Below are 22,409 nucleotides of genomic sequence, written 5' to 3'. Positions count from 1 at the left end.
TTCCATGATCATTGACTGCCACGGCCACTACACCACGGCGCCCCCGGCGCTGGAGCGGTGGCGCAACGCCCAGATCGCCGGCATCCAGGACCCGTCGGTCCGCCCGCGGGTCGCGGACCTGAAGATCAGCGACGACGAGCTGCGCGAATCCATCGAGAGCAACCAACTGCGTCTGATGCGCGAGCGCGGTTGCGATCTGACCATCTTCAGCCCCCGGGCGAGCTTCATGGCCCACCACATCGGCGACCAGGAAGTCTCCAGCACCTGGGCCGCGATCTGCAACGAGCTGTGCTACCGCGTCAGCCAGCTCTTTCCCGCGCATTTCGCGGGCGCCGCCATGCTGCCGCAGTCGCCCGGGAGCGACCCCAGGCACTGCCTTGCGGAGCTGGAGAAATGCGTGAAGCACTACGGCTTCGTGGCAATCAACCTGAATCCCGATCCCAGCGGCGGGCATTGGACCAGCCCGCCCCTCACCGACCGCCACTGGTACCCGATTTACGAGAAGATGGTGGAACTGGACATTCCGGCCATGGTGCATGTGAGCACCAGCTGCAACGCCTGCTTTCACACCACGGGGGCCCACTACCTGAATGCAGACACCACGGCGGTCATGCAGTGCATCCAGGGCGACCTCTTCAAGGACTTTCCGACGCTGAAGTTCGTGATTCCGCACGGCGGCGGCGCAGTGCCCTACCACTGGGGGCGCTTCCGGGGGCTGGCGCAGGAGATGAAGAAACCGCTGCTGCAGGAGCACTTGCTGCACAACATCTTCTTCGACACCTGCGTGTACCACCAGCCCGGCATCGATCTGCTCACCCAGGTGATTCCGGTCGACAACATCCTGTTCGCTTCGGAAATGATCGGTGCGGTGCGGGGCATCGACCCGGAAACCGGCCATTACTACGACGACACGAGGCGGTACATCGACGCCACCGCCCATCTCGATGAGGCCGACCGCTTCAAGGTGTTCGAGGGCAATGCCCGCCGCGTGTTTCCGCGCCTCGATGCTGCGCTGAAGTCACGCGGCCGTTGAAACCCACAGGAACTGCCCATGTACGAACTCGGCGTTGTCTATCGCAACATCCAGCGCGCAGACCGCGGCGCTGCCGACGGTCTCGGTGCATTCGGGTCTGCCACCGTGCACGAGGCCATGGGGCGGGTGGGCCTGCTCAAGCCCTACATGCGCCCGATCTACCCGGGCGCCGCGGTGTCGGGCACGGCCGTCACGGTGCTGCTGCATCCGGGAGACAACTGGATGATGCACGTGGTGGCGGAGCAGATCCAGCCCGGCGACATCGTGGTCGCCGCCATCACCGCAGACTGCAGCGACGGGTACTTCGGCGACCTGCTGGCCACCAGCTTCCACGCCCGCGGCGCGCGGGCCCTGGTCATCGACGCCGGCGTGCGCGACGTCCGCACGCTGCAGGACATGGATTTCCCGGTGTGGAGCAAGGCCGTGAGCAGCAAGGGATGCATCAAGGGCACCATCGGTTCGGTCAACATTCCCGTGGTGTGCGCCGGGATGTGGATCACGCCCGGCGACGTCATCGTGGCCGATGACGACGGCGTGGTCTGTGTTCCTGCCGCCCGCGCCGGCCAGACGCTGGAGGCCGCGCGGCAACGCGCTTCGCTCGAAGAAGAAAAGCGCCTGAAACTGGCCTCTGGCGTGCTGGGCCTGGACATGTACAAGATGCGCGAGCCGCTCGCTGCCGCGGGCTTGCGCTACATCGACTGAAACCACCAACGAGCGACCACGGAGACACACGCATGACAGGGACCCGACGCATTCGCTGGCTCACGCACGCAGGCATGGTGTGCCTCATGGGCCTGTTCGCCCAGCCGCACACGGGCTTGGCGCAGCAGTTCCCGGCCAAGCCGGTGCGCATCATCACCCCCTTTCCCGTGGGCGGCGGACCCGATGGCGTCGCCCGGCTGATGGCGGACCGCCTGTCGCGCATGTGGGGCCAGCCCGTGACCGTGGAAAACCGCCCCGGGGGCAACGGCTTCATCGCCATCGATGCCTTCAAGCGCGGGGCCAAGGACGGCACGGACCTGATGGTGGTGGACAACGTCCACCTGGCGGCCTACCCCAGCCTGTTCAAGAAACTTCCGTACGACCCGGCCAAGGACTTCGAGGCCTTGCTCCCGCTCTTCAAGACCTACTTCTTCTTCACCGTCGCGACCCACAGCCCGTACCAGTCCGTGGGCGCGCTGATCGCCGACGCGAAGGCCCATCCCGGCAAGCTGAACTACGGCTCCTGGTCCGTGGGGAATCCGGTGCATCTGGGCTCGGAACTCTTCGAGTCCACGACCGGCACCCGGATGGAGCATGTGGTTTTCAAGGAAACGACGCAGCTGTACACCGCCGTTTCCACGGGCGATCTGGCTTTTGCCCTGGGCAGCGCGGCGACCGCCGGTCCCCTGCAGCGCGCGGGCCGGCTGCGGTTCCTCGCCATCGCGGCCCCGCAGCGGTCGGCCGACTACCCGGACGTGCCCACCGTGGGCGAATCGGGCGGCCCGGCGGGGCTTCCAGGTCACGGGCTGGAATGCCCTGGTCGCGCCTGCGGGTCTGCCGGCCGGCACGGCCGACAAGATCAAGCGGGACGTGGAGGAGGCGCTCCAGACGCCCGAAGTGCGCGCCAAGTTCGGCAGCTTTGCCTACGAGCCCTTTCCGGTCACCACCCGCGCCCAGTTCGCTCAGTTCATCCAGGACGAGAGCCGGCGCTTCGGTGACGTCATCCGGGCCGCCAACGTGACCCTCGACTGACCGCACGCGATGGAAAACTTCACCAAGACCCCGGGCTGGCTCGACTGGCATGCGGCACCGAGCCGGCCCCGCTTCACGCTGCCGCCGGGCAGCGTCGACGCGCATTGCCACGTGTTCGGGCCGGGCGACGTGTTTCCCTATGCCCCGGAGCGCAAGTACACCCCGTGCGATGCGTCCCGCCATGAGCTCTTCGCGCTGCGCGACCACCTGGGCTTTGCGCGCAATGTGGTGGTTCAGGCCACCTGCCATGGCGACGACAACCGGGCCATGGTCGATGCCCTGACCCATTCGGCCGGGCGGGCGCGGGGCGTGGCCACGGTTCGCCGCTCCGTGACCGATACGGAGCTGGAAGCACTGAACGCGGCCGGCGTGCGCGGCGTCCGGTTCAACTTCGTCAAGCGGCTGGTGGACTTCACGCCCCGGGACGAGCTGCTGGAGATTGCGCAGCGCATCAAGCACTGGGGCTGGCATGTCGTCGTCTATTTCGAGGCCGTGGACCTGCCCGAGCTGTGGGACTTCTTCTCCGCGCTGCCTACCGACGTCGTGGTGGACCACATGGGGCGTCCCGATGTGGGCAAGGGCGTGGACAGCCCGGAGTTCGCGCTCTTCCTGCGCTTCCTGCGGGAACACCCCCACGTGTGGAGCAAGGTGAGCTGTCCCGAACGGCTCTCGGTCAGCGGCCCGAAGGCGGTGGACGGCGAGCAGCACCCGTACCGCGACGTGGTCCCGTTCGCACGGTGCGTGGTGGAGCAGTTTCCCGACCGGGTGCTCTGGGGCACCGACTGGCCGCACCCGAACCTCAAGGACCACATGCCCGACGATGGCCTGCTGGTGGACTTCATCCCCCACATCGCCCGAACGCAAGCGCTGCAGCGCAAGCTGCTCGTCGACAACCCCATGCGGCTGTACTGGCCCGAGGAGGCGTGACCATGGCACTGCACAAGCCCTACCAGGACATCCCCGGCACCACGGTGTTCGATGCGGAGCAATCGCGGCTGGGCTACTGGCTCAACCAGTTCTGCATGTCGCTGATGCGTGCAGAGAACCGCGCGCGCTTCAAGGCCGACGAGCGGGCCTACCTCGACGCATGGCCCATGAGCGAGGCGCAGAAGCTCGCGGTGCTGTCGCGCGACCTCAACCGCTGCATCGCCCTGGGAGGCAACATCTACTTCCTGGCCAAGATCATCGCCACCGACGGCAAGAGCTTCCAGCAGATGGCCGGGAGCATGACCGGCATGACCGAGGACGAGTACCGGGCCATGATGCTGGCAGGCGGCCGCTCCGTGGAGGGCAACCGGGTCCTGGGCGAGCACGGCGATGCGCAACCCCACCGCCAGCCGCAGGGGGCCGCGGGATCCCAGGGCAAAGGAGCGATCTGACATGGCGCGCATCACTGCATCCGTCTACACGTCCCACGTGCCGGCCATGGGGTCCGCCATGGATCTGGACCGCACGGCGGACCCGTACTGGCAGCCCGTCTTCACGGGCTACGGGCCTTCTCGGGAGTGGTTCAAGGAGAACACGCCGGACGCCGTCTTCCTGGTCTACAACGACCATGCCACCGCCTTCAGCCTGGACCTGATCCCCACGTTCGCGATCGGCACGGGGAGCCTGTATGCGCCGGCGGACGAAGGATGGGGGCCGCGTCCGGTGCCCCCGGTCGTCGGCCATCCGGAGCTGGCCGCCCACATTGCGCAGAGCGTCATCCAGGACGATTTCGACCTCACCATCGTGAACAAGATGGATGTGGACCACGGCCTCACCGTGCCGCTGTCGCTGCTCTGCGGGCAGCCTCCCGTGGAGGCGTTCCACTGGCCTTGCCCGGTCATCCCCTTCGCGGTGAACGTGGTCCAGTACCCGGCCCCCTCCGGCCGGCGCTGCTTCATGCTGGGCCAGGCCATCCGCCGCGCCGTGGAGTCCTTCGACGGGGACCTGAATGTCCAGATCTGGGGCACGGGCGGAATGAGCCACCAGCTCCAGGGGCCGCGCGCCGGCCTGATCAACCGGGCATGGGACAACGCGTTCCTCGATCAGCTGATCAGCGACCCCGACACGCTGTCGCGGATGCCGCACGTGGACTACGTCCGCGAGGCGGGCTCCGAAGGCATCGAGCTGGTGATGTGGCTCATTGCCCGCGGGGCGATGGCCGATGTCGCCGGCGGCGCCGCGCCGCGCGTGCGGCAGCGCTTCTACCACGTGCCTGCCTCGAACACGGCGGTGGGCCATCTGATCCTCGAGAACTGAAGCCCATGCGCCCTACCCCCCCCATCAAGGTCGCGCTCGCCGGTGCGGGCGCCTTCGGCATCAAGCACCTGGACGGCATCCGTAATATCGACGGCGTCGAGGTGGCCTGGCTGGTCAGCCGCGACCTGGAGAAGACCCGCGCCATCGCTGACAAGTACGGCATACCGAACGCCACCACCGACCTGGACGACGTGCTGGCCGACCCAACCGTGGATGCCGTCATCCTCTGCACGCCCACCCAGATGCACGCGGCCCAGGCCATCGCATGCCTGAACGCCGGCAAGCACGTCCAGGTCGAGATCCCGCTGTGCGACGTGCTGGCGGACGGCGAGCAGGTGCTGCAGGCCCAGCAGCGCACCGGCCTGGTGGCCATGTGCGGGCACACGCGCCGCTTCAACCCCAGCCACCAGTACATCCACCGGAAGGTCCAGGCCGGGGCGTTCAACCTCCAGCAGATGGACGTGCAGACGTACTTCTTCCGCCGCACCAACATGAACGCGCTGGGGGAGCCCCGCAGCTGGACCGACCATCTGCTGTGGCACCACGCGGCGCATACGGTGGATCTCTTCGCGTACCAGGCGGGCGAGATCGTCCAGGCGCATGCCCTGCAGGGCCCCATCCATCCGACGCTGGGCATCGCCATGGACATGTCCATCCAGCTGCGCAGCCGCAGCGGAGCGATCTGCACGCTGTCGCTGAGCTTCAACAACGACGGGCCGCTCGGAACCTTCTTCCGCTACATCGGCGACTCGGCGACCTACGTGGCCCGGTACGACGATCTGGTGAACGGCCGCGAAGAAAAGATCGACGTGTCCCAGGTCGATGTGTCGATGAACGGCATCGAGCTGCAGGACCGTGAATTCTTCGCCGCCATCCGCGAAGGGCGCGAACCCAATGCCAGCATCGCGCAGGTCCTGCCGTGCTACCGCGTGCTCCACCAGCTGGAGCAGCAACTGAACGCAGCCGCCTGATCAGCCAGACACACTGTGGCGCGCTGCGCTTGTGCGCGGCGGCTTCCCTGGAGACCTCACCAGCATGCAACAGCGCACCCCCGTGGTCATCGTCGGCGCCGGCCCTTCCGGCCTGCTGCTCGGACAGCTCCTCTACCGCGCCGGCATCGACAACATCCTCATCGAGCGGCAATCGGCCCACCACGTCCAGGCGAGGATCCGGGCGGGGATCCTGGAGCAGGTCACCGCGGACCTGCTCGACGAGGCGGGCGTCGGACAGCGCATGCACCAGGAAGGCGTGGTGCACCACGGATTCACCCTGCTGCTCGACCAGGTGCGCCACCGCATCGACCTGGCCGCGCTGACGGGCGGCAAGCACGTCATGGTCTATGGTCAGACGGAGCTGACCCGCGATCTGATGGCTGCCCGCGCAGCGGCTGGCCTGAAGACCTTCTACCAGGTGGAGAACGTGCGCCTGCACGGATTCGATTCCGAGCGGCCCACGGTGACCTTCGATGCGGAAGGCGCCGCACACACGGTCCACGCCGACTTCATCGCCGGCTGCGACGGATTCCATGGCGTGTGCCGCGCCAGCGTGCCGGCACAGGCCCTCCAGACCTACGAGAAGGTCTATCCGTTCGGCTGGCTGGGCCTGCTGTCGGACACGCCGCCGGTCGACGCCGAGCTCATCTACGCGCGCAGTGCCCGGGGCTTTGCGCTGTGCTCCCAGCGCAGTGCGACGCGCAGCCGCCATTACCTGCAGGTGCCCTCGACCGACACCGTGGCGCAATGGAGCGACGACCGGTTCTGGACCGAACTCCGCCATCGCCTCGATCCGCAGGCCCAGGAGCGGCTGGTCACCGGCGCGAGCATCGAAAAGAGCATCGCGCCCCTGCGCAGCTTCGTCTCGGAGCCGTTGCGGTTCGGGCGGCTGTTCCTGGCCGGGGATGCGGCGCACATCGTGCCGCCCACCGGGGCGAAAGGGCTCAACCTGGCCGCGACCGACGTGAAATACCTGTCGGCCGCCCTGATCGAGTTCTACCAGGACCGCAGCGAAGCCGGCATCCTGGCGTATTCGGAGCGCTGCCTGCGCCGCATCTGGCGGGCCGAGCGCTTCTCGTGGTGGTTCACGCACCTCATGCACCACTTTCCGGACGACGACGCCATGGAGGCCCGGCTGCGGGCGGCAGAGCTGGATTACCTGGTGCACTCCGAGGCCGGCCAGCGCAGCATCGCCGAGAACTACGTGGGCCTACCGCTGGACTTCGGCGCCGCGGGCTGAGCGGCCGCCGCCGGCGCTGCTGCGGCCATCGACCTGCCACGGGCCACAACTCACAGCCCACAAGCCGTTACGCGGCAGACCCGGGGCGCGCCATTCCGGCGGGCCAGCGGCGGCGCCACCCGTGCCGCGGATGAGCCCATCGCCGGACGCGCGGCGTGTCCGCGCGGCTCTAGCGCCTGGTTCGCCGCAGCGCATGCCTCACTGCGCCAGCCCCAACCGCTGGATGACGGCTTTCCATTTCGCCGTCTCCTGCGCCAGTAGCGCCGCCAGTTCCTGCGGCGTGCTGCTGCGGGCTTCCACGCCCAAGTGGCGCAGGGCCTCTTGCACGCGCGGCGTTGCCAGCGCCTCGCTGGCCATCCGGTGGAGGCGGGCGATGGCCTCCGCCGGCGTGCCTGCGGGCGCGGCCAGGGCATTCCACGAGGTCACCTGAAAGCCCTTGGCGCGCAGGTCGCTCTCCGCGACGGTGGGGGTCTGCGGCATCGCCTGCGATCGCTGCAGCCCCAGCGTGGCCAGTGCCCGCAGCGCGCCGTCCCGCACCGCGCCCAGGGTGGGCGCGAGCCCCTCCACGGCGATGTCCACCTGCTGTCCCCGCAGCGCGTTCAGGAGCGCCGGCGAGCCGTTGAACGGGACGACCTCGGCGCGGATCCCCAGCGTGCTGAGCAGCAGCTCGGCGCTGAGGTGCTGCGTGCTGCCCTTGTTGATGGTGCCCACGTTGAGCGCACCGGGCCGCTGCCGGGCTTCGGCGAGGAAGGCCTGGAAGGAGGCCAGCGGGCTCCGGCCCGGCACCAGCACCGCGAAGTCGAAGACCCCGAGCAGGGAGATGGGCTGCAGGTCGGTGCGCACATCGAAGGGCAGCGACCGGAAGAGCCCGGCGCTGATGGCGGTGGCGTTGGACAGGAGCAGCAGCGTCTTGCCGTCCGCCGGCGCCTTGGCCACGGCATCCGTCGCCACCACGCCGCCGGCGCCCGGCCGGTTGTCGACCACCACGCTCTGCTGGTACGAACGGGCCCATTCCTGGGCCAGCACCCGGACCGTGAGGTCGGCGATCCCGCCGGCGCCGAAGGGCACCACGATCCGCAGCGGGCCCGGCGCCTGCGCCCGGGCGGGCGCGAGGGTGGCACCGGCGCCGAGGGCCAGGCCCCACTGTCCGAACTGTCGCCTGCGCATGGTGTCTCCCGGCCGGCCCAGCGCCGCCCTCCGGCCGACTGTGGCAGGGGACGGACCTGCGCGATACCGGGAGATCGGCACAGCAGGTATAGCGTTCGGGCATGGATAGGGCGCACGCACCGGGGCGTTGCGCGCGCAGGGCGTAACGCCGGGCCTGTCTGCGCCGTCGTTGCCTCGCCGGCCCATGGGCGTCGGAAGACGATCCTGCGCTGTCTCGGAAAAGGGTGGGCGCAGCCGCCGCAGATGGCCGAGGCTGCGGTCCAGGACCGCCCCGCATTGCGCTATCGCGCCGCTGTCCCAGCGGGCTGCGCGGGGGCGATGCCGCCGTCCGATCTGGCGGCGAAGCCACAAAACACGATCGCGCTATGAATAAAAGAGCTGTTTGCGCCTGACCCATAAGCTTTTGAAGGCGGAAGGAGTTTCAATCACCCGTCTATCAAGCGCCAGTAGCTATTGTTTTTGATGAGATCCGCCCGTTCCGACACCGCCGGCGCCGTGTGCCGGGCGGCGCGGCCCAGGGCGTCCTGGAGCCAGCGGTGGGCCGGGTCGTGCCGGCGGCGGCGGTGCCAGAGCGCGTCCACGTGCACCGTGGGCAGCGGCATGGGCAGCGGGCGCCAGGCCAGGTCGCCCTCCAGGCTGGCCACGCCGACGAAGTGGCGCGGCAGCACGGTCAGCAGGTCGGTGTTGACGACCACCCGGCCGGCGGTGAAGAACTGGTTCACGGTGAGCACGATGCGCCGTTCGCGGCCCAGCGCCGTCAGCGCCTCGTCGATGAAGCCATAGGGCTTGCCCGAGAAGCTCACCAGCAGGTGGCGCGCCGCACAGTACTGGTCGAGCGTGAGCGGCGCCTGCGCCAGCGGGTGCTCGCGCCGCATCACGCAGACGTATTCGCCGTCGTACAGGCGGGCGCTCTCGTAGGCCACCAGGCTGTCGCTCTGCGCGCGGGCCGTCAGGTCGGCCATCACGGCGGGGAAGTAGCCCACGGCCATGTCGGCGCTCTCGTCGTCCAGCAGCTGGCGCGGGTCGCGCGTGGTGAGCGGCACCACGCGCAGCGACACGCCGGGCGCCTCGCGCTCGATGATCTCCACCAGCGGTGGAATGAGCGTGGCGCCCGTGGCGTCGGCCATGGCGACCACGAAGGTGGAGTTGGCCGAGGCCGGGTCGAATGCGCCCGGCGCCAGCGACTGTTGCAATTGCGCCAATGCGCCGCGCACCGACGGCCACAGCGCCAGCGCCCGGGGCGTGGGCTGCACGCCCTGGCCGCTGCGCACCACCAGGTCGTCGCCCAGCACCTCGCGCAGGCGGCGCAGGGCGTTGCTCACGGCCGGCTGGGTGAGCGACAGCTTCTCGGCCGCGCGCGTGAGGTTGCGCTCGGCCATGATCTCGTCGAACACGCGCAGCAGGTTCAGGTCCAGCGTGCGGAAGTTGATGGGTTGCATGCGCCAATCATCATTCAAATGAATGACTGAGATTCAACATATAAAGTTGAACAACCATGGGGTAAACCCTAAGATTCATCCCACTAGCCCGGCAATTTCGCCACAAGCGGCTTAAAAGGGTTCCCATCATGACCAGCTTCGTTCACATCGACTACCGTACCGATCATCCCGGCGTGACCCGCCTGGAACAGGCCGCCACCGCCTTCAAGAACGTGGCAACCGGCTTCGACGCCGCCCGTGGCGCCGCCTCCATGCTGCTGGCCGCCGTCGTGGCCGCCCTCCTGGTGGTGGCCAATCAGGTCATCGACACCTGGGGCGATGGCCACCTGCTGGCTGCCTGGATGGTGCTGTGGGTGATCGCCTTCACCGGCCTGGCCCTGCTGGCCACGCCCGTGCGCCGCGCCGTGTCCTCCCTGCGCGCTGCCAGCCGCGGCTGGGCCGAAGCCCGCCGCCGCCAGGCCGAAGACGAAAAGACCTGGAACGCCGCGCTGCACGACGCCCGCATCATGGCCGACCTGAGCCGCGCCATGAACGGCATCGCCGTCGACAACATCCGCCGCTACTACTGAGCGGCCGCCGCAGGAAGGGTTCCCCTTCCGCGCCACCAGGGCACCTTCGGGTGCCCTTTTGCATTTCTGCCCGCCGGATCGTGCTATTGAAACAGTAGCGCGCTGCGCTTGCTGGTAGAGCGCCAGAGGCTGAAAAGCCTTTGAACAGGTTCTAAGAACGTGTTCACGGTCTCGCAGGGGTCGCGTTGAAGCGCAATCGGGATGAGTAAATGCCTTGGATGCGCCGCATGGGCGTGAACACGTTCTAAGAGCCCGGCGTCGCCGCCGGTGTCACCCAGCCGCCGCCCAGCGCTCCCAGCAGCCGCACGCCGGTGGCGAGCTGGTCGCCCAGCGTGTCCAGGGCGGCGCGCTGGCTGGTGTAGGTGAGGTTCTGCGCCGTGCTCAGTTCCAGGAAGCTCACCAGTCCCTCGCGGTAGCGGTTGGTCACCACCCGCTCGTTCTCCTGCGCCAGCGCCACCAGGCGCTGCTGCTGCGCGGCCTGGGCCTGCAGCGACTGCAGGCCGGCCAGGGCGTCTTCCACCTCCTGCCAGGCGGTGAGGGCGCTCTGGCGGTAGGCGGCCACGCGCTCGTCGTACACCGCCTCGGCCTGTTGCGTGGCGGCGGCACGGCGGCCGCCATCGAACAACGTGGCGGCCAGGCTGGGGCCCAGGGACCACACCCGGTTCGGCGTATCGAGCAACTGGGCGAAGCGCGCGGCATTGCCGCCCACGCTGGCGCCCAGCGTCAGCTCGGGCCACCAGGCGCTCTGGGCGACGCCAATGGTGGCGTTGGCGGCCGCCACCTGTCGCTCCGCCGCAACAATGTCGGGCCTGCGCAACAGCAGCTCGGACGGCAGCTGCGCCGGCAGGGCGGGCAGCGCCAGCGGCGTGTCCAGCGCCGGCGCCAGCTGCCACTGGCCGGGCACGCGGCCCAGCAGCACGGCGATGGCGTGTTCGGCCTGGGTGCGCTGGCGCTGCAGCGCGAAGATCTGCACGCGCAGCGACTCGCGCTGGGTTTCGGACTGGATCACGTCGGCGCGCGCCACCAGGCCGGCCTCGTACTGGTTGCGCGTGAGCCGCAGCGCCCGGTCGTACGCCACCAGGGTCTGCTGCAGCAGGGCATCCTGCCGGTCGAGGATGCGTAGCTGGAAGTACGCCTGCGCCACCAGCACCTGCTGCGCGAGCCGGGCGGCGGCGCGGTCGGCGTCGCTGGCCTGCAGGCGGGCCTGGTCGGCCTCCACCTGGCGCGCCACGCGGCCCCACAGGTCGGGCGCCCAGCTGAGGTCCAGGCCCGCCGCATAGGCGGTGCCGCTGCGCGACGTGCCGGCCGTGCTCCCGCCGCCTCCGCCGCCAGACCGGGTGGCGCTGGCGCGGGCCCCGGCCGTGGGCAGGCGCTCCGCGCGGCTGGCGTCCAGCACGGCCAGGGCCTGGCGGTAGCGCGCTTCGGCCTGGGCAAGGGTCAGGTTGCCTTGGGCGGCCTCGTCCACCAGGCGCTGCAGCGTGCCGTCGGCGAACGCGGCCCAGGGGCGCAGCGCACTGGTGCCGGCGGCAGGCGGCGTGATGGCGGCCACGGTGCGCCAGCCGGCGTCGTGGCGGAAGGCTGCGGGGGCGGCGACCTCGGGGCGGCGGTAGTCCGGGCCGGCGGTGCAGGCGCCCAGCAGCAGCGCCAGCGGCAGCAGCGCCAGGACCGGTCCGGCCGGGCGGCGGCGCGGGCCGGGCAGAAGGGGGCGGGGGGCGTCGGCAAAGGTCATGGGATTCAGGAATGCACGGCAGCGGCGGGCGCCAGCAGGGGGCCGTCATGCCCCGGGCGGACCCAGCGCTGGCGCCAGCGCTCCAGGTAGTGGTAGACGACGGGCGTGGTGTAGAGCGTGAGCAGCTGGCTCACGGCGAGTCCGCCCACGATGGCCAGGCCCAGCGGCCGGCGCAGCTCGGCGCCTTCGCCGGTGCCCAGCACCAGCGGCAGCGCGCCCAGCAGCCCGGCCAGGTTGGTCATCAGGATGGGGCGCAGGCGCAGGCCCGCGGCGCGGCGGATGGCCTCGTGCGGGGGCAGGCCCTCGCGGCGCTGCGCCGCCAGCGCGAAGTCGATCATCAGGATGGCGTTCTTCATCACCACGCCGATCAGCAGGAACAGGCCGAGCAGGGCCATCAGGCTGAAGGGCGTGTCGGTCAGCCACAGGGCCAGCAGTGCGCCCACGCTGGCCGGCGGCACGGTGGACAGGATGGTGAGCGGGTGCAGCGTGCTTTCGTACAGCACGCCCAGCACCAGGTACACCGCCAGCACCACGGCCAGCACCAGCAGCGGCTGGCCGCGCACGGCCCGGGCGCTGGCCGCGTCCTCGCGCGAGGGCGCCACGTGCACGCTGGAGGGCAGCATCACCCCGGACAGCACGGCGTCCAGCGCCTGGCGGCCCTGCTCGGCGGTGACGCCGGGCGCGAGGTTGTAGCCGATGTACATCGAGGCGAACATGGCGTCGTGGTAGACCTGATCGTCCGCCAGGCCGTAGCGCCAGGTGGCGAAGGCGGTGAGCGGCACGCGCGCACCGCCCGCGCCGATCACCTGCAGCTGCGCCAGCGACTGGGGCTGGGCGGTGAAGCGCGGGTCCACCTCCATCACCACGCGGTACTGGTTGAGCCGGTCGTACAGCGTGGCCACCTGCCGCTGCGAGTACGAGTTGTTGAGCACCGCGGCGATGGTGTCCATGTCCACGCCCAGGCGCCGCGCGGCCTCGCGGTCGATGTCCACCACGACCTGCTGCGCGCCGCCGTCGCTCACCGTCTCCACGTCGGCGAACTCGGGCCGCTGTGCCAAGGCCTGCGACACCTTGCGCGCCCAGCCGCGCAGCCCGCGTACCTCGCCCGAGCGCAGGATGACGGCCGAGTCCGCTTCGCCGAATGACACGCCGATGCGGATGTCCTGCTCGATGGACGGGCTCAGCACGCCGCCGGGCACGGCCGGCGCCATCGCCCGCAGGCGGTTGACCACGGCCTGCGTGGGCTCGCCGCCGCGCTCGGCCAGGGGCTTGAGGCTTACCAGCAGGAAGCTGTTGGCGATGCTGCCGATGCCGCCGCTGGTGCCCGCCACGTGGGCCACGGCCGGGTCGGCCAGGATGAGGCGGCGGTAGGCCTCGATCTTGGGCTGCATGATCTGGAAGGAGAAGCCGTCGTCCCCGCGGATGAAGGCGTGCACGATGCCCGTGTCCTGCCGGGGCAGCAGGATCTTGGGCAAAGTGATGTAGAGCCAGACGTTCACGCCGACGACTGCCGCCAGCACCAGCAGCACCAGCGCGCCGTGCCGCAGGCTCCAGACCAGGCTGCGGTCATAGGCGCGGCGCACGTCCGCGCGCATCAACGCGCCGGCGCGGGACTGCCGCTGCACCCAGCCCGCGCGCGCGGGCAGCGGCACCGCGCCCGCCTTGCGCCGCGCCTGCAGTCCGTAGGCGCACAGCACGGGCGTTAGCGTGAGCGACACCAGCAGCGAGATCGCCACGGCGGCGGCCAGCGTGAGGGAGAACTCGCGGAACAGCCGTTCCACGATGCCGCCCATGAACAGGATGGAGATGAACACCACCACCAGCGCCAGCGTCATCGCCACCAGGGTGAAGCCCACCTCGCCCGCCCCCCGCAGCGCAGCGCGCAGCGGCGGCAGGCCCTGGTCGATGTAGCGCTCCACGTTCTCCAGCACCACGATGGCGTCGTCCACCACCAGGCCGGCGGCCACGATCAGCGCCATCAGCGACAGGTTGTTGAGCGAGAACCCGGCCGCGTACATGACGGCGAAGGTGCCGATGAGCGACACCGGAATGGCCACCGTGGGGATCAGCGCCGTGCGCAGCCGGCCCAGAAACGCCGCCACCACGGCCACCACCAGCGCGATGGACAGCACCAGGGTGAAGTGCGCCTCGGCCAGGGACGCGCGGATGCCCTGCGAGCGCTCCAGCACGATGTCGAGCTGCGCATCGGGCGGCATCAGCGTGCGCAGGTAGGGCAGCTGGGCCTGCACGGCATCCACGGTGGCGACCACGTTGGCGCCGGGCTGGCGGCGCACCTGCACGATCACCGCGTCCTTGTCGTTGTGGAAGCCGCTGCTGTAGCGGTTCTCGGTGGAATCGCTCACGCGTGCCACGTCGCCCAGGTGCACCGGCGCGCCGCCGGCCTGGCCCGCGGCGCCGTTCACCCAGCGCACCACCAGCGGCGCAAAGTCGGCCGCGCGCATGGGCGCATCGTCCATCGCCACCTGCCAGCGGTGGCCGGCGTCCTCGATGGCGCCGATGGGCTGCACGGCGCTGGAGCGCACGATGGCCGTGCGCACCGCGTCCAGCGCCACGCCCTGGTGGGCCAGCGCGGCCGGATCGACCTGCACGCGCACGGCCGGCAGCGAGGCACCGCCCACGGTCACCTCCGCCACGCCGGGCACCTGCGACAGCCGCTGCGCCAGGATGGTGGAGGCCGCGTCGTACAGCGCAGACGGCGGCAGGTGAGGCGAGGACAGCGCCAGCACCACGATGGGCCGCTGCGCCGCCTGCTGCTTGGTGAAGCTGGGGTTGCTCTTCATGCCCGCGGGCAATTGGCCGCGCACGGCGTTGAGGGCGGCCTGCACGTCCCGCGCAGCGGCTTCCAGGTCGCGTCCCAGCGCGAATTCGAGCGTGACCTGCGTCGTGCCCTGGTTGCTCGACGACGAGAGGCCCTGCACCCCGGCGATGGCGCCCAGCGCGCGCTCCAGCGGCGCGGCCACCGTGGCGGCCATGCTTTCGGGACTGGCGCCGGGCAGGCTGGCCGAGACCTTGATGACGGGAAAGTCCACCTCCGGCAGCGGCGCCACCGGCAGCAGGCGCCAGGCCAGCAGCCCCAGCAGCACCAGCGCCACGGCCAGCAGGCAGCTACCCACCGGCCGGCGGATGGACAGGCGCGCCAGGTTCATGGCGTGGCCGCGCCGCGGCGGCGCGCGAGCCGCTGCGACAGGCGGTCGAAGTACAGGTAGACCACGGGCGTGGTGAACAGCGTGAGCACCTGGCTCACGATGAGCCCGCCCACCATCACGATGCCCAGGGGCTGGCGCAGCTCGGCGCCGGAGCCGCCCGCCAGCATCAGCGGCAGCGCGCCCACCAGGGCGGCCAGGGTGGTCATGAGGATGGGCCGCAGGCGCAGCAGCGCAGCGCGGCGGATGGCTTCCTCGGCCGGCAGGCCCAGGGTGCGCTGCGCATCGAGCGCGAAGTCCACCATCATGATCCCGTTCTTCTTCACCAGCCCGATCAGCAGCACGATGCCGATCACGGCGATCATGTCCAGCGGCCGGCCGCTGACCAGCAGGGCCAGCAGGGCGCCCACGGTGGCCGAGGGCAGCGTGGAGAGGATGGTGACGGGGTGGATGGTGCTTTCGTACAGCACCCCCAGCACGATGTACATGGTGACCACGGCCGCGAGGATGAGCCACAGCGTGTTCGACAGCGAGGCGCGGAAGGCCTCCGCCGCGCCCTGGAAGCGCACCTCGATCTGCGGCGGCAGCGCCGCGGCCTGCAGCTCGGCCTCGATGGCGGCCACCGCCGCGCCCAGCGAGGCGCCCGCGCCCAGGTTGAACGACACCGTGGCCGCGGGGAACTGCCCCTGCTGCGACACCTGCAGCGGTGCCGTGCGCTGCGAGACGCGGGCCACGGTCGACAGCGGCACGCTCTGCCCGCCGGCCGTGGTGACGAAGGTGGTCTGCAGCGCGTCCAGCCCGCGCGCCTGCTCGGGCGCCACCTCCAGCACCACGCGGTACTGGCTGGCCTGGGTGAAGAGCGTGGCCACCTGCCGCTGGCCATAGGCGTTCTGCAGCGCGGTGGCGATGTCGGCCACCGTCAGGCCCAGGCGCGCGGCGGCGTCGCGGTCCACTTCCACATGCGCCTGGCGGCCCTGCTGCTGCAGGTCGCTGGCCACGTCGGCCAGCTCGGGGCGGGTGCGCAGGCGCTCCAGCAGGCGCGGCACCCAGGCTTCCAGCACGGCGGCCTGCGGCGTGGTCAGCGTGAAGAGGTATTGCGTGCGGCTCACGCGGTCTTCGATCGACAGCTCCTGCACCGGCTGGAACCAGGCCGCGATGCCCGGCACCTGCGAGGCACGCTCGCGCAGGTCCTGCAGGATGCGCTCCGCGCTGGCGCTGCGCTCGCCGTGCGGGCGCAGGTTGACCAGCATGCGTCCGCTGGAGAGCGCGCTGTTGCTGCCGTCCACGCCGATGAAGGACGACAGGCTGGCCACGTCCGGCGACTGCAGCAGCGCATCCGCCACCGCCTGCTGGCGCTGGGCGACGATAGTGAAGGCGCTGTCGGGCGGCACCTCGGTCACCACCTGCACCACGCCGCTGTCCTGCACCGGGAAGAAGCCCTTGGGCACCAGCACGTAGAGCACGGCGGTGAGCGCCAGGGTGGCGAGCATGGCCAGCATCGTCAGGCCCTGGTGGCGCAGCACCGCGTCGATGGCGCGGCCGTAGCGGTCCATGGCGCGGTCCATGAAGCCCTGGCGCGGCGTGCCGTCGGCGCCGGGGCCGACGCCGTGGTGCAGCGGCTTCTTCAGCAGCCGCGCGCTCATCATCGGCGTGAGCGTGAGCGACACCAGCAGCGAGATGCCGATGGCCACGGCCAGCGTGAGCGCGAACTCATGGAACAGCCGGCCCACCACGTCGCGCATGAACAGCAGCGGGATCAGTACGGCCACCAGCGACACGGTGAGCGACACCAGCGTGAAGCCGATCTCCGACGCGCCCTTGAGCGCCGCCTGCATCGGCGGCAGGCCGTCCTCGCGGTGGCGGGCGATGTTCTCCAGCATCACGATGGCATCGTCCACCACGAAGCCGGTGGCGATGGTCAGCGCCATCAGGCTCAGGTTGTTGACCGAAAAGCCCAGCAGGTACATCACCGCGAAGGTGCCGATGAGCGACAGCGGCACCACCACGCCCGGGATGAAGGTGGCCGTGGCGCTGCGCAGGAACAGGAAGGTCACCATGACCACCAGGCCCACGGCGAAGACGAGTTCCATCTGCACGTCGCGCACCGAGGCGCGGATGCTCTGCGTGCGGTCGGTGAGCAGCGTGACGTCGACGGCGGCGGGCAGGGTGGCGGTGAGCTGCGGCAGCAAGGCGCGCACGCGGTCGGCCACGTCGATCACGTTGGCGCCGGGCTGGCGCTGCACGTTCAGCAGCACGGCCGGCTGGCGGTCGGCCCAGGCGGCGAGGAAGCGGTCCTCGGGGCCGCTCTCGATGCTGGCCACATCGCCCAGGCGGATGGGCGCGCCGGGCTGCGTGCGCGCCGCCGCCGTGCCAGAACCCGCTGCGGTGGCCGTGGTGGCGCCGCTGCCCGTGCCGGCATTCGCGCTGCCGGCCCGGTTGGCCGCCACCACGCTGCCGTCCGGCGTGCGCCAGGCCACGATGAGCTGGCGGTAGGCCTCGGGCGAGGTGATCTGGTCGTTGGCGTCCAGCAGCGTGGTGCGGTAGGGGCCGTCGAAGCTGCCCTTGGGCTGGTTGGCGTTGGCGCCGGCGATGGCCAGGCGCAGGTCTTCCATGCTCAGGCGGTGCGCGGCCAGCGCCGTGGGGTTGGCGCGCACGCGCAGGGCCGGGCGCTGGCCGCCCGCCAGGCTGACCATGCCCACGCCCGACAGCTGCGCGAGCTTCTGCGCCATGCGTGTCTCCACCAGGTCGTGCACCTCGTGCAGCGGCAGCGAGGGCGAGGTGATGGCCAGCGTGAGGATGGGCGCGTCCGCCGGGTTCACCTTGCGGTAGATGGGCGGCGCGGGCAGGTCCGCCGGCAGCAGCGTGGCGGCCGTGTTGAGCGCGGACTGCACGTTCTGCTCGGCCACCGCGAGGTTGGCGTCCAGCACGAACTGCAAGGTGATGACCGACGCGCCGCTGGAGCTGGTGGACGACATCTGCCGCAGGCTCGGGATCTGGCCCAGCCGCCGCTCCAGGGGCGCGGTGATGGTGCGAGCCGTCACGTCGGGGCTGGCCCCGGGCTGGAAGGTGAAGACCTGGATGACCGGAAAGTCCACCTGCGGCAGCGCCGCCACCGGCAGCAGCCGCCAGGCCATGAGCCCGGCGATGCACAGCGCCAGCATGAGCAGCACCGTGGCCACGGGCCGCAGGATGAAGGGGCGCGACAGGTTCATGGCGACAGCGGGAGGGTCCGAAGGCGGCGCAGCGCCTCAGCGCGCGGCCGACGCCGCGGAGGCCACGGGCGCTGGCGAAGGCGCCGAGGCGTGCGATGCCGGGGCCTGCGCCTGGCGCAGCTGCTGCACGGTCTGCGGTGGCGCGCCGTCGGCCACCGTCACCACGTCGGCGCCGTCGCGCAGGCGGTCCAGGCCTTCGAGCACCACCTGCGCGCCCGGCTCCAGCCCGGCCTGCACCAGCACGTATTCGCCGTCGCTGGCGCCCAGCGTCACGCGGCGCAGCCGGGCCTTGCCCTCCTGCACGGTGTAGACGTAGGGGCCCTGGCTGCCGTACTGCACGGCATCGGCGGGCACCACCAGCGCGCTGGGGTGCGTGCGCACCTGCAGCCGCACGTTCACGAACTGGTTGGGGAAGAGGCCGTCGTCGGCATTGTCGAACTGGGCCTTCAGGCGCAGCGTGCCGGTGGCCGTGTCGATCTGGTTGTCCAGCGTGGTCAGGCGGCCGGCGGCGATCTGCTGGCGCTCGGCCCGGTCCCAGGCCTGCACCACCGGGCGCGCGCCGCCCTGGCTGCTGGCGCGCACGGCGGCCAGCTGCGTTTCGGGCACGGAGAACACCACGGCGATGGGCCGGGTCTGCGTGAGGGTCACCAGGCCCTGCGTGTCGGCGGCGGAAACGAGGTTGCCGGCATCGACGCGGCGCAGGCCCAGGCGGCCTGCCGCCGGCGCCTCGATGCGCGTGTACGACAGCTGCAGCCGCGCCTCGGCCACCTGCGCCCGCACGGCCTGCCCGCTGCCGCGCAGCTGGGCGACCAGCGCCTCCTGGGTGTCCAGCTGCTGGCGGGCGATAGAGTCCTGCTGGAACAGGCTGCGATAGCGCGCCAGATCGCGCTCGGCGCTTTGCAGCTGGGCCTGGTTCTGCTGCTGCTGGCCCTCGGCCTGCGCCAGGCGCACGCGGTAGGGCTCGGGGTCGATCTCGGCCAGCAGCTGGCCGCGCCGCACCTCCTGCCCTTCCTGGAACAGCACGCGCGCCAGCGTGCCGTCCACGCGGCTGCGCACCACCACGGTCTGCAGCGGCGTGACCGTGCCGATGGCCTTGATCTGTTCGGTCAGCGGCCGCTGCTGCACCGGCGCGAGGCGCACCGGAATCGGACCGCGCCACGGGTTGGGGCCGGCCTCGGCCGGTTGCGACGGGCGCCGCATCGCGTACCAGGCCGTGGCGGCCACGGCGGCCAGCACGAGCACGGCCAGCACGCGCAGCCACAGGTGCCGCGTGGAGGCAGGCGGCGCATTCTCAGAAACTGTTGGGACCATGGGTATCGGACCGTCGGAGGGCGTAGGCGTGGGCGCTGAAGGCGGATGGGCGGGGCGGGCCGGGTGCCCGCAGGGCGCCGCATCGGCCACCACCCGGCTGCTGCCGCCGGGCGGGCCCCGGGACTGTAGCCGATCCTGCTGGCTCAAATGAGAATGACTGGCAATAAGTGCCTATTGGGTCCGCCAGCGGGACCGGCCAAGGCGGCGCGCGTGGGCCGCGGCTGCGCCGGAAGCGGTGGCCGGGCCTGGCAACGGCGGCCCCCACGCTGTGCCGGCGCCGGAATGCCCGCAGGAATGAACGGCCCAGCGACTCAGCGACTCAGCAACAGGGGCGCATGGGGGCGCGGTGCCGTGGCTTCTTCCGCGACCCTTCGCCAGCCCGGTCGCCGCACGGCAGTACGGCGCAGCAGCAGCAGCGGCCGCTGTATCGGTGGTCAGGGAACTATCAAAAACAATAGCCGCCTGCGCTTGCCATGCATGGAATTCCAATAGTTTTCTATCGGAGTCCGTTGCTTAGCAAGCGCAGTCAGCTATTTATTTGGTAGCTACCTTTCCCGCCGCAAGCGGCGGGCAGGGCGCGTACGGGCCCGCAAAGGGCCCGCAAGAGGCCCGGTGGTCAGGCCGCCAGGCGCTTTTCCAGGGCGGCCTTGGTTTCCAGCAGCTCCTTGGGCAGGTGGTAGGCCAGCTGGTCGAAGTGCGTGGTGTGCAGCTTCAGTTCCTCGGCCCAGGCAGCCTTGTCGATGCTGGTCACGGTCTGGAACTGGTCGGCGGAGAAGTCCAGGCCCGTCCAGTTGATCTCGGCGTACTGGGGCGCGGTGCCGAAAGGCGTGTTCTCGCCCGTGGCCTTGCCTTCGATGCGGTCGATCATCCACTTCAGCACGCGCATGTTGTCGCCGTAGCCGGGCCAGACGAACTTGCCGTCGGCATCCTTGCGGAACCAGTTGGTCGTGTAGATCTTGGGCAGCGTGGCGCCCTGGCCGGCCAGCTGGGCGCCCAGGCTCAGCCAGTGCTGGAAGTAGTCGCTCATGTTGTAGCCCATGAAGGGCAGCATGGCGAACGGGTCGCGGCGCACCACGCCCTGCGCGCCGAAGGCGGCGGCGGTGGTTTCCGAACCCATGGTGGCGGCCATGTAGACGCCTTCCGTCCAGTTGCGGGCCTCGGTCACCAGCGGCACGGTGGTCGAGCGGCGGCCACCGAAGATGAAGGCGTCGATCTTCACGCCCTTGGGGTCGTCCCAGGCCTCGTCCAGCGCGGGGTTGTTGGTGGCGGCCACGGTGAAGCGGGCGTTGGGGTGGGCGGCCTTGGCGCCGGTTTCCTTGGCGATCTGGGGCGTCCAGTCCTTGCCTTGCCAGTCGATCAGGTGATCGGGCAGGCCGCCGGTGTCCTTCTCCATGCCTTCCCACCACACGTCGCCGTCATCGGTCAGCGCGACGTTCGTGAAGATCACGTCCTTGTTCAGGCTGGCCATGCAGTTGGGGTTGGTGTGGTAGTTCGTGCCCGGGGCCACGCCGAAGTAGCCGGCCTCGGGGTTGATGGCGCGCAGGCTGCCGTCGGCCTGGGGCTTGATCCAGGCGATATCGTCGCCGATGGTGGTGACCTTCCAGCCTTCGAAGGCCTTCGGGGGCACCAGCATCGAGAAATTGGTCTTGCCGCAGGCGCTCGGGAAGGCCGCAGCCACGTGGTACTTCTTGCCTTCGGGGTTGCTCACGCCCAGGATCAGCATGTGCTCGGCCAGCCAGCCCTGGTCGCGGCCCATGGTGGAGGCGATGCGCAGCGCGAAGCACTTCTTGCCCAGCAGCGCGTTGCCGCCGTAGCCCGAGCCGTACGACCAGATTTCGCGCGTCTCGGGGTAGTGCACGATGTACTTGGTCTTGTTGCAGGGCCAGGACACGTCCTTCTCGCCGGCGGCCAAAGGTGCGCCCACGGTGTGCACGCAGGGCACGAAGTCGCCTTCCACGCCCAGCACGTCGTACACGGCCTTGCCCATGCGGGTCATGATCTTCATGTTGACGGCCACGTAGGGGCTGTCGGACAGCTCGATGCCCACGTGCGCGATCGGCGAGCCCAGGGGGCCCATGCTGAAGGGCACCACATACATGGTGCGGCCCTTCATGCAGCCGTCGAACAGGGGCTGCAGCGTGGCGCGCATCTCGTCCGGGGCCATCCAGTTGTTGGTGGGGCCGGCGTCTTCCTTCTGGGCCGAGCAGATGTAGGTGCGGTCTTCCACGCGGGCCACGTCCGACGGATCGGACCAGGCCAGGTAGCTGCCGGGGCGCTTGGCGGGGTTGAGCTTCTTGAAGGTGCCGGCATCCACCAGCTGCTGGCAGAGGCGGTCGTACTCTTCCTGCGAGCCGTCGCACCAGTGGATGTTGGCGGGCTTGCACAGGGCGGCCATGTCGGCCACCCAGGCCAGCAGGCGGGCATTTTTGACGTATGCGGGGGCCTGGAGGTCGAGGCCTTGCATGGTGGGTGCGTTCATCGCGGAGCTTCCTGAAGTTGAAAAACGTTTTTTCAAAGGAAGCGAACCACAACGGTACGACGGCGGCCTGCGCACAAAACGGTCTGAGCGCTGCCT

Annotated in this window: 15 protein-coding genes and 1 pseudogene; 9 read left to right on the top strand and 7 right to left on the bottom strand. The window is 70.3% G+C overall.

Going from position 1 to position 22,409, the window contains the following annotated elements; all coding sequences use genetic code 11:
* The first annotated feature begins 4 nt into the window (after window positions 1–4).
* From QE399_RS05820 to pobA, 8 genes and pseudogenes are all read left to right on the top strand, one after another.
* Window positions 5–1,033, top strand: coding sequence for an amidohydrolase family protein (locus QE399_RS05820; protein ID WP_309826997.1), 1,029 nt, complete (start codon window positions 5–7; stop codon window positions 1,031–1,033).
* 18 nt (window positions 1,034–1,051) lie between these two features.
* Window positions 1,052–1,735 (top strand): 4-carboxy-4-hydroxy-2-oxoadipate aldolase/oxaloacetate decarboxylase, encoded by a 684-nt coding sequence (gene ligK, locus QE399_RS05815; RefSeq protein ID WP_309826995.1) that lies wholly within the window; start codon window positions 1,052–1,054, stop codon window positions 1,733–1,735.
* 74 nt (window positions 1,736–1,809) lie between these two features.
* Window positions 1,810–2,767, top strand: a pseudogene (locus tag QE399_RS05810) (Bug family tripartite tricarboxylate transporter substrate binding protein).
* A 9-nt stretch (window positions 2,768–2,776) separates the two neighbouring features.
* Window positions 2,777–3,694 carry an amidohydrolase family protein gene (locus tag QE399_RS05805; protein ID WP_309826993.1) on the top strand — a complete coding sequence of 306 codons (918 nt, stop codon included), beginning with the start codon at window positions 2,777–2,779 and terminating at the stop codon, window positions 3,692–3,694.
* A 2-nt stretch (window positions 3,695–3,696) separates the two neighbouring features.
* Window positions 3,697–4,146: a protocatechuate 4,5-dioxygenase subunit alpha gene (ligA, locus tag QE399_RS05800; protein ID WP_309826991.1), complete on the top strand. Its 450-nt coding sequence runs from the start codon at window positions 3,697–3,699 to the stop codon at window positions 4,144–4,146.
* 1 nt (window position 4,147) lies between these two features.
* A complete protein-coding gene (locus QE399_RS05795) occupies window positions 4,148–5,011 on the top strand; it encodes a class III extradiol dioxygenase subunit beta (protein WP_309826990.1) in 864 nt (287 codons plus the stop codon).
* Between the two features lie 5 nt (window positions 5,012–5,016).
* The gene (locus QE399_RS05790) at window positions 5,017–5,982 is read left to right on the top strand and encodes a Gfo/Idh/MocA family oxidoreductase (protein ID WP_309826988.1); all 966 of its coding nucleotides are present in this window, start codon (window positions 5,017–5,019) and stop codon (window positions 5,980–5,982) included.
* Window positions 5,983–6,046: 64 nt separating this feature from the next.
* Window positions 6,047–7,243, top strand: coding sequence for a 4-hydroxybenzoate 3-monooxygenase (gene pobA, locus QE399_RS05785; RefSeq protein ID WP_309826987.1), 1,197 nt, complete (start codon window positions 6,047–6,049; stop codon window positions 7,241–7,243).
* A gap of 198 nt (window positions 7,244–7,441) precedes the next feature.
* Here the strand turns inward: pobA and QE399_RS05780 are convergent, their stop codons facing one another.
* On the bottom strand, window positions 7,442–8,410 hold the full coding sequence (locus QE399_RS05780; protein WP_309826985.1) for a tripartite tricarboxylate transporter substrate-binding protein: 969 nt from the start codon (window positions 8,408–8,410) through the stop codon (window positions 7,442–7,444).
* A gap of 425 nt (window positions 8,411–8,835) precedes the next feature.
* Window positions 8,836–9,849, bottom strand: a complete 1,014-nt coding sequence (locus QE399_RS05775) for a LysR family transcriptional regulator (protein ID WP_309826983.1) — start codon at window positions 9,847–9,849, stop codon at window positions 8,836–8,838.
* Between the two features lie 128 nt (window positions 9,850–9,977).
* On the opposite strand from QE399_RS05775, the gene QE399_RS05770 reads away from it, so the two are divergent.
* The gene (locus QE399_RS05770; protein ID WP_309826981.1) at window positions 9,978–10,418 is read left to right on the top strand and encodes a hypothetical protein; all 441 of its coding nucleotides are present in this window, start codon (window positions 9,978–9,980) and stop codon (window positions 10,416–10,418) included.
* Between the two features lie 244 nt (window positions 10,419–10,662).
* Here QE399_RS05770 and QE399_RS05765 read toward each other — a convergent pair whose 3' ends face one another.
* The 5 genes from QE399_RS05765 to QE399_RS05745 all read right to left on the bottom strand — a co-directional run bounded on the left by QE399_RS05765 (window position 10,663) and on the right by QE399_RS05745 (window position 22,313).
* Window positions 10,663–12,147, bottom strand: coding sequence for an efflux transporter outer membrane subunit (locus QE399_RS05765; RefSeq protein WP_309826980.1), 1,485 nt, complete (start codon window positions 12,145–12,147; stop codon window positions 10,663–10,665).
* Between the two features lie 5 nt (window positions 12,148–12,152).
* On the bottom strand, window positions 12,153–15,314 hold the full coding sequence (locus QE399_RS05760) for an efflux RND transporter permease subunit (RefSeq protein WP_309826978.1): 3,162 nt from the start codon (window positions 15,312–15,314) through the stop codon (window positions 12,153–12,155).
* Window positions 15,311–18,523, bottom strand: coding sequence for an efflux RND transporter permease subunit (locus QE399_RS05755; protein ID WP_309826976.1), 3,213 nt, complete (start codon window positions 18,521–18,523; stop codon window positions 15,311–15,313). The genes QE399_RS05760 and QE399_RS05755 overlap by 4 nt, the downstream gene beginning before the upstream one ends.
* A gap of 36 nt (window positions 18,524–18,559) precedes the next feature.
* Entirely contained in the window at window positions 18,560–19,834 is a 1,275-nt protein-coding gene (locus QE399_RS05750) for an efflux RND transporter periplasmic adaptor subunit (RefSeq protein ID WP_309826974.1), read from the bottom strand.
* A 616-nt stretch (window positions 19,835–20,450) separates the two neighbouring features.
* Entirely contained in the window at window positions 20,451–22,313 is a 1,863-nt protein-coding gene (locus QE399_RS05745; RefSeq protein ID WP_309826973.1) for a phosphoenolpyruvate carboxykinase (GTP), read from the bottom strand.
* Window positions 22,314–22,409: the final 96 nt, after the last annotated feature.

Origin of the sequence: Paracidovorax wautersii, assembly GCF_031453675.1 — a bacterium.
GTDB lineage: Bacteria > Pseudomonadota > Gammaproteobacteria > Burkholderiales > Burkholderiaceae_C > Paracidovorax.
Note: the sequence above shows the minus strand (reverse complement) of the source record. Positions and strands in the feature narration are given on the sequence as shown.

Coding starts and splice junctions, on each gene's coding strand:
- QE399_RS05820 (WP_309826997.1), top strand. CDS start 5: ATGATCATTGACTGCCACGGCCACTACACCACGGCGCCCCCGGCGCTG.
- ligK (WP_309826995.1), top strand. CDS start 1,052: ATGTACGAACTCGGCGTTGTCTATCGCAACATCCAGCGCGCAGACCGC.
- QE399_RS05805 (WP_309826993.1), top strand. CDS start 2,777: ATGGAAAACTTCACCAAGACCCCGGGCTGGCTCGACTGGCATGCGGCA.
- ligA (WP_309826991.1), top strand. CDS start 3,697: ATGGCACTGCACAAGCCCTACCAGGACATCCCCGGCACCACGGTGTTC.
- QE399_RS05795 (WP_309826990.1), top strand. CDS start 4,148: ATGGCGCGCATCACTGCATCCGTCTACACGTCCCACGTGCCGGCCATG.
- QE399_RS05790 (WP_309826988.1), top strand. CDS start 5,017: ATGCGCCCTACCCCCCCCATCAAGGTCGCGCTCGCCGGTGCGGGCGCC.
- pobA (WP_309826987.1), top strand. CDS start 6,047: ATGCAACAGCGCACCCCCGTGGTCATCGTCGGCGCCGGCCCTTCCGGC.
- QE399_RS05780 (WP_309826985.1), bottom strand. CDS start 8,410: ATGCGCAGGCGACAGTTCGGACAGTGGGGCCTGGCCCTCGGCGCCGGT.
- QE399_RS05775 (WP_309826983.1), bottom strand. CDS start 9,849: ATGCAACCCATCAACTTCCGCACGCTGGACCTGAACCTGCTGCGCGTG.
- QE399_RS05770 (WP_309826981.1), top strand. CDS start 9,978: ATGACCAGCTTCGTTCACATCGACTACCGTACCGATCATCCCGGCGTG.
- QE399_RS05765 (WP_309826980.1), bottom strand. CDS start 12,147: ATGACCTTTGCCGACGCCCCCCGCCCCCTTCTGCCCGGCCCGCGCCGC.
- QE399_RS05760 (WP_309826978.1), bottom strand. CDS start 15,314: ATGAACCTGGCGCGCCTGTCCATCCGCCGGCCGGTGGGTAGCTGCCTG.
- QE399_RS05755 (WP_309826976.1), bottom strand. CDS start 18,523: ATGAACCTGTCGCGCCCCTTCATCCTGCGGCCCGTGGCCACGGTGCTG.
- QE399_RS05750 (WP_309826974.1), bottom strand. CDS start 19,834: ATGGTCCCAACAGTTTCTGAGAATGCGCCGCCTGCCTCCACGCGGCAC.
- QE399_RS05745 (WP_309826973.1), bottom strand. CDS start 22,313: ATGAACGCACCCACCATGCAAGGCCTCGACCTCCAGGCCCCCGCATAC.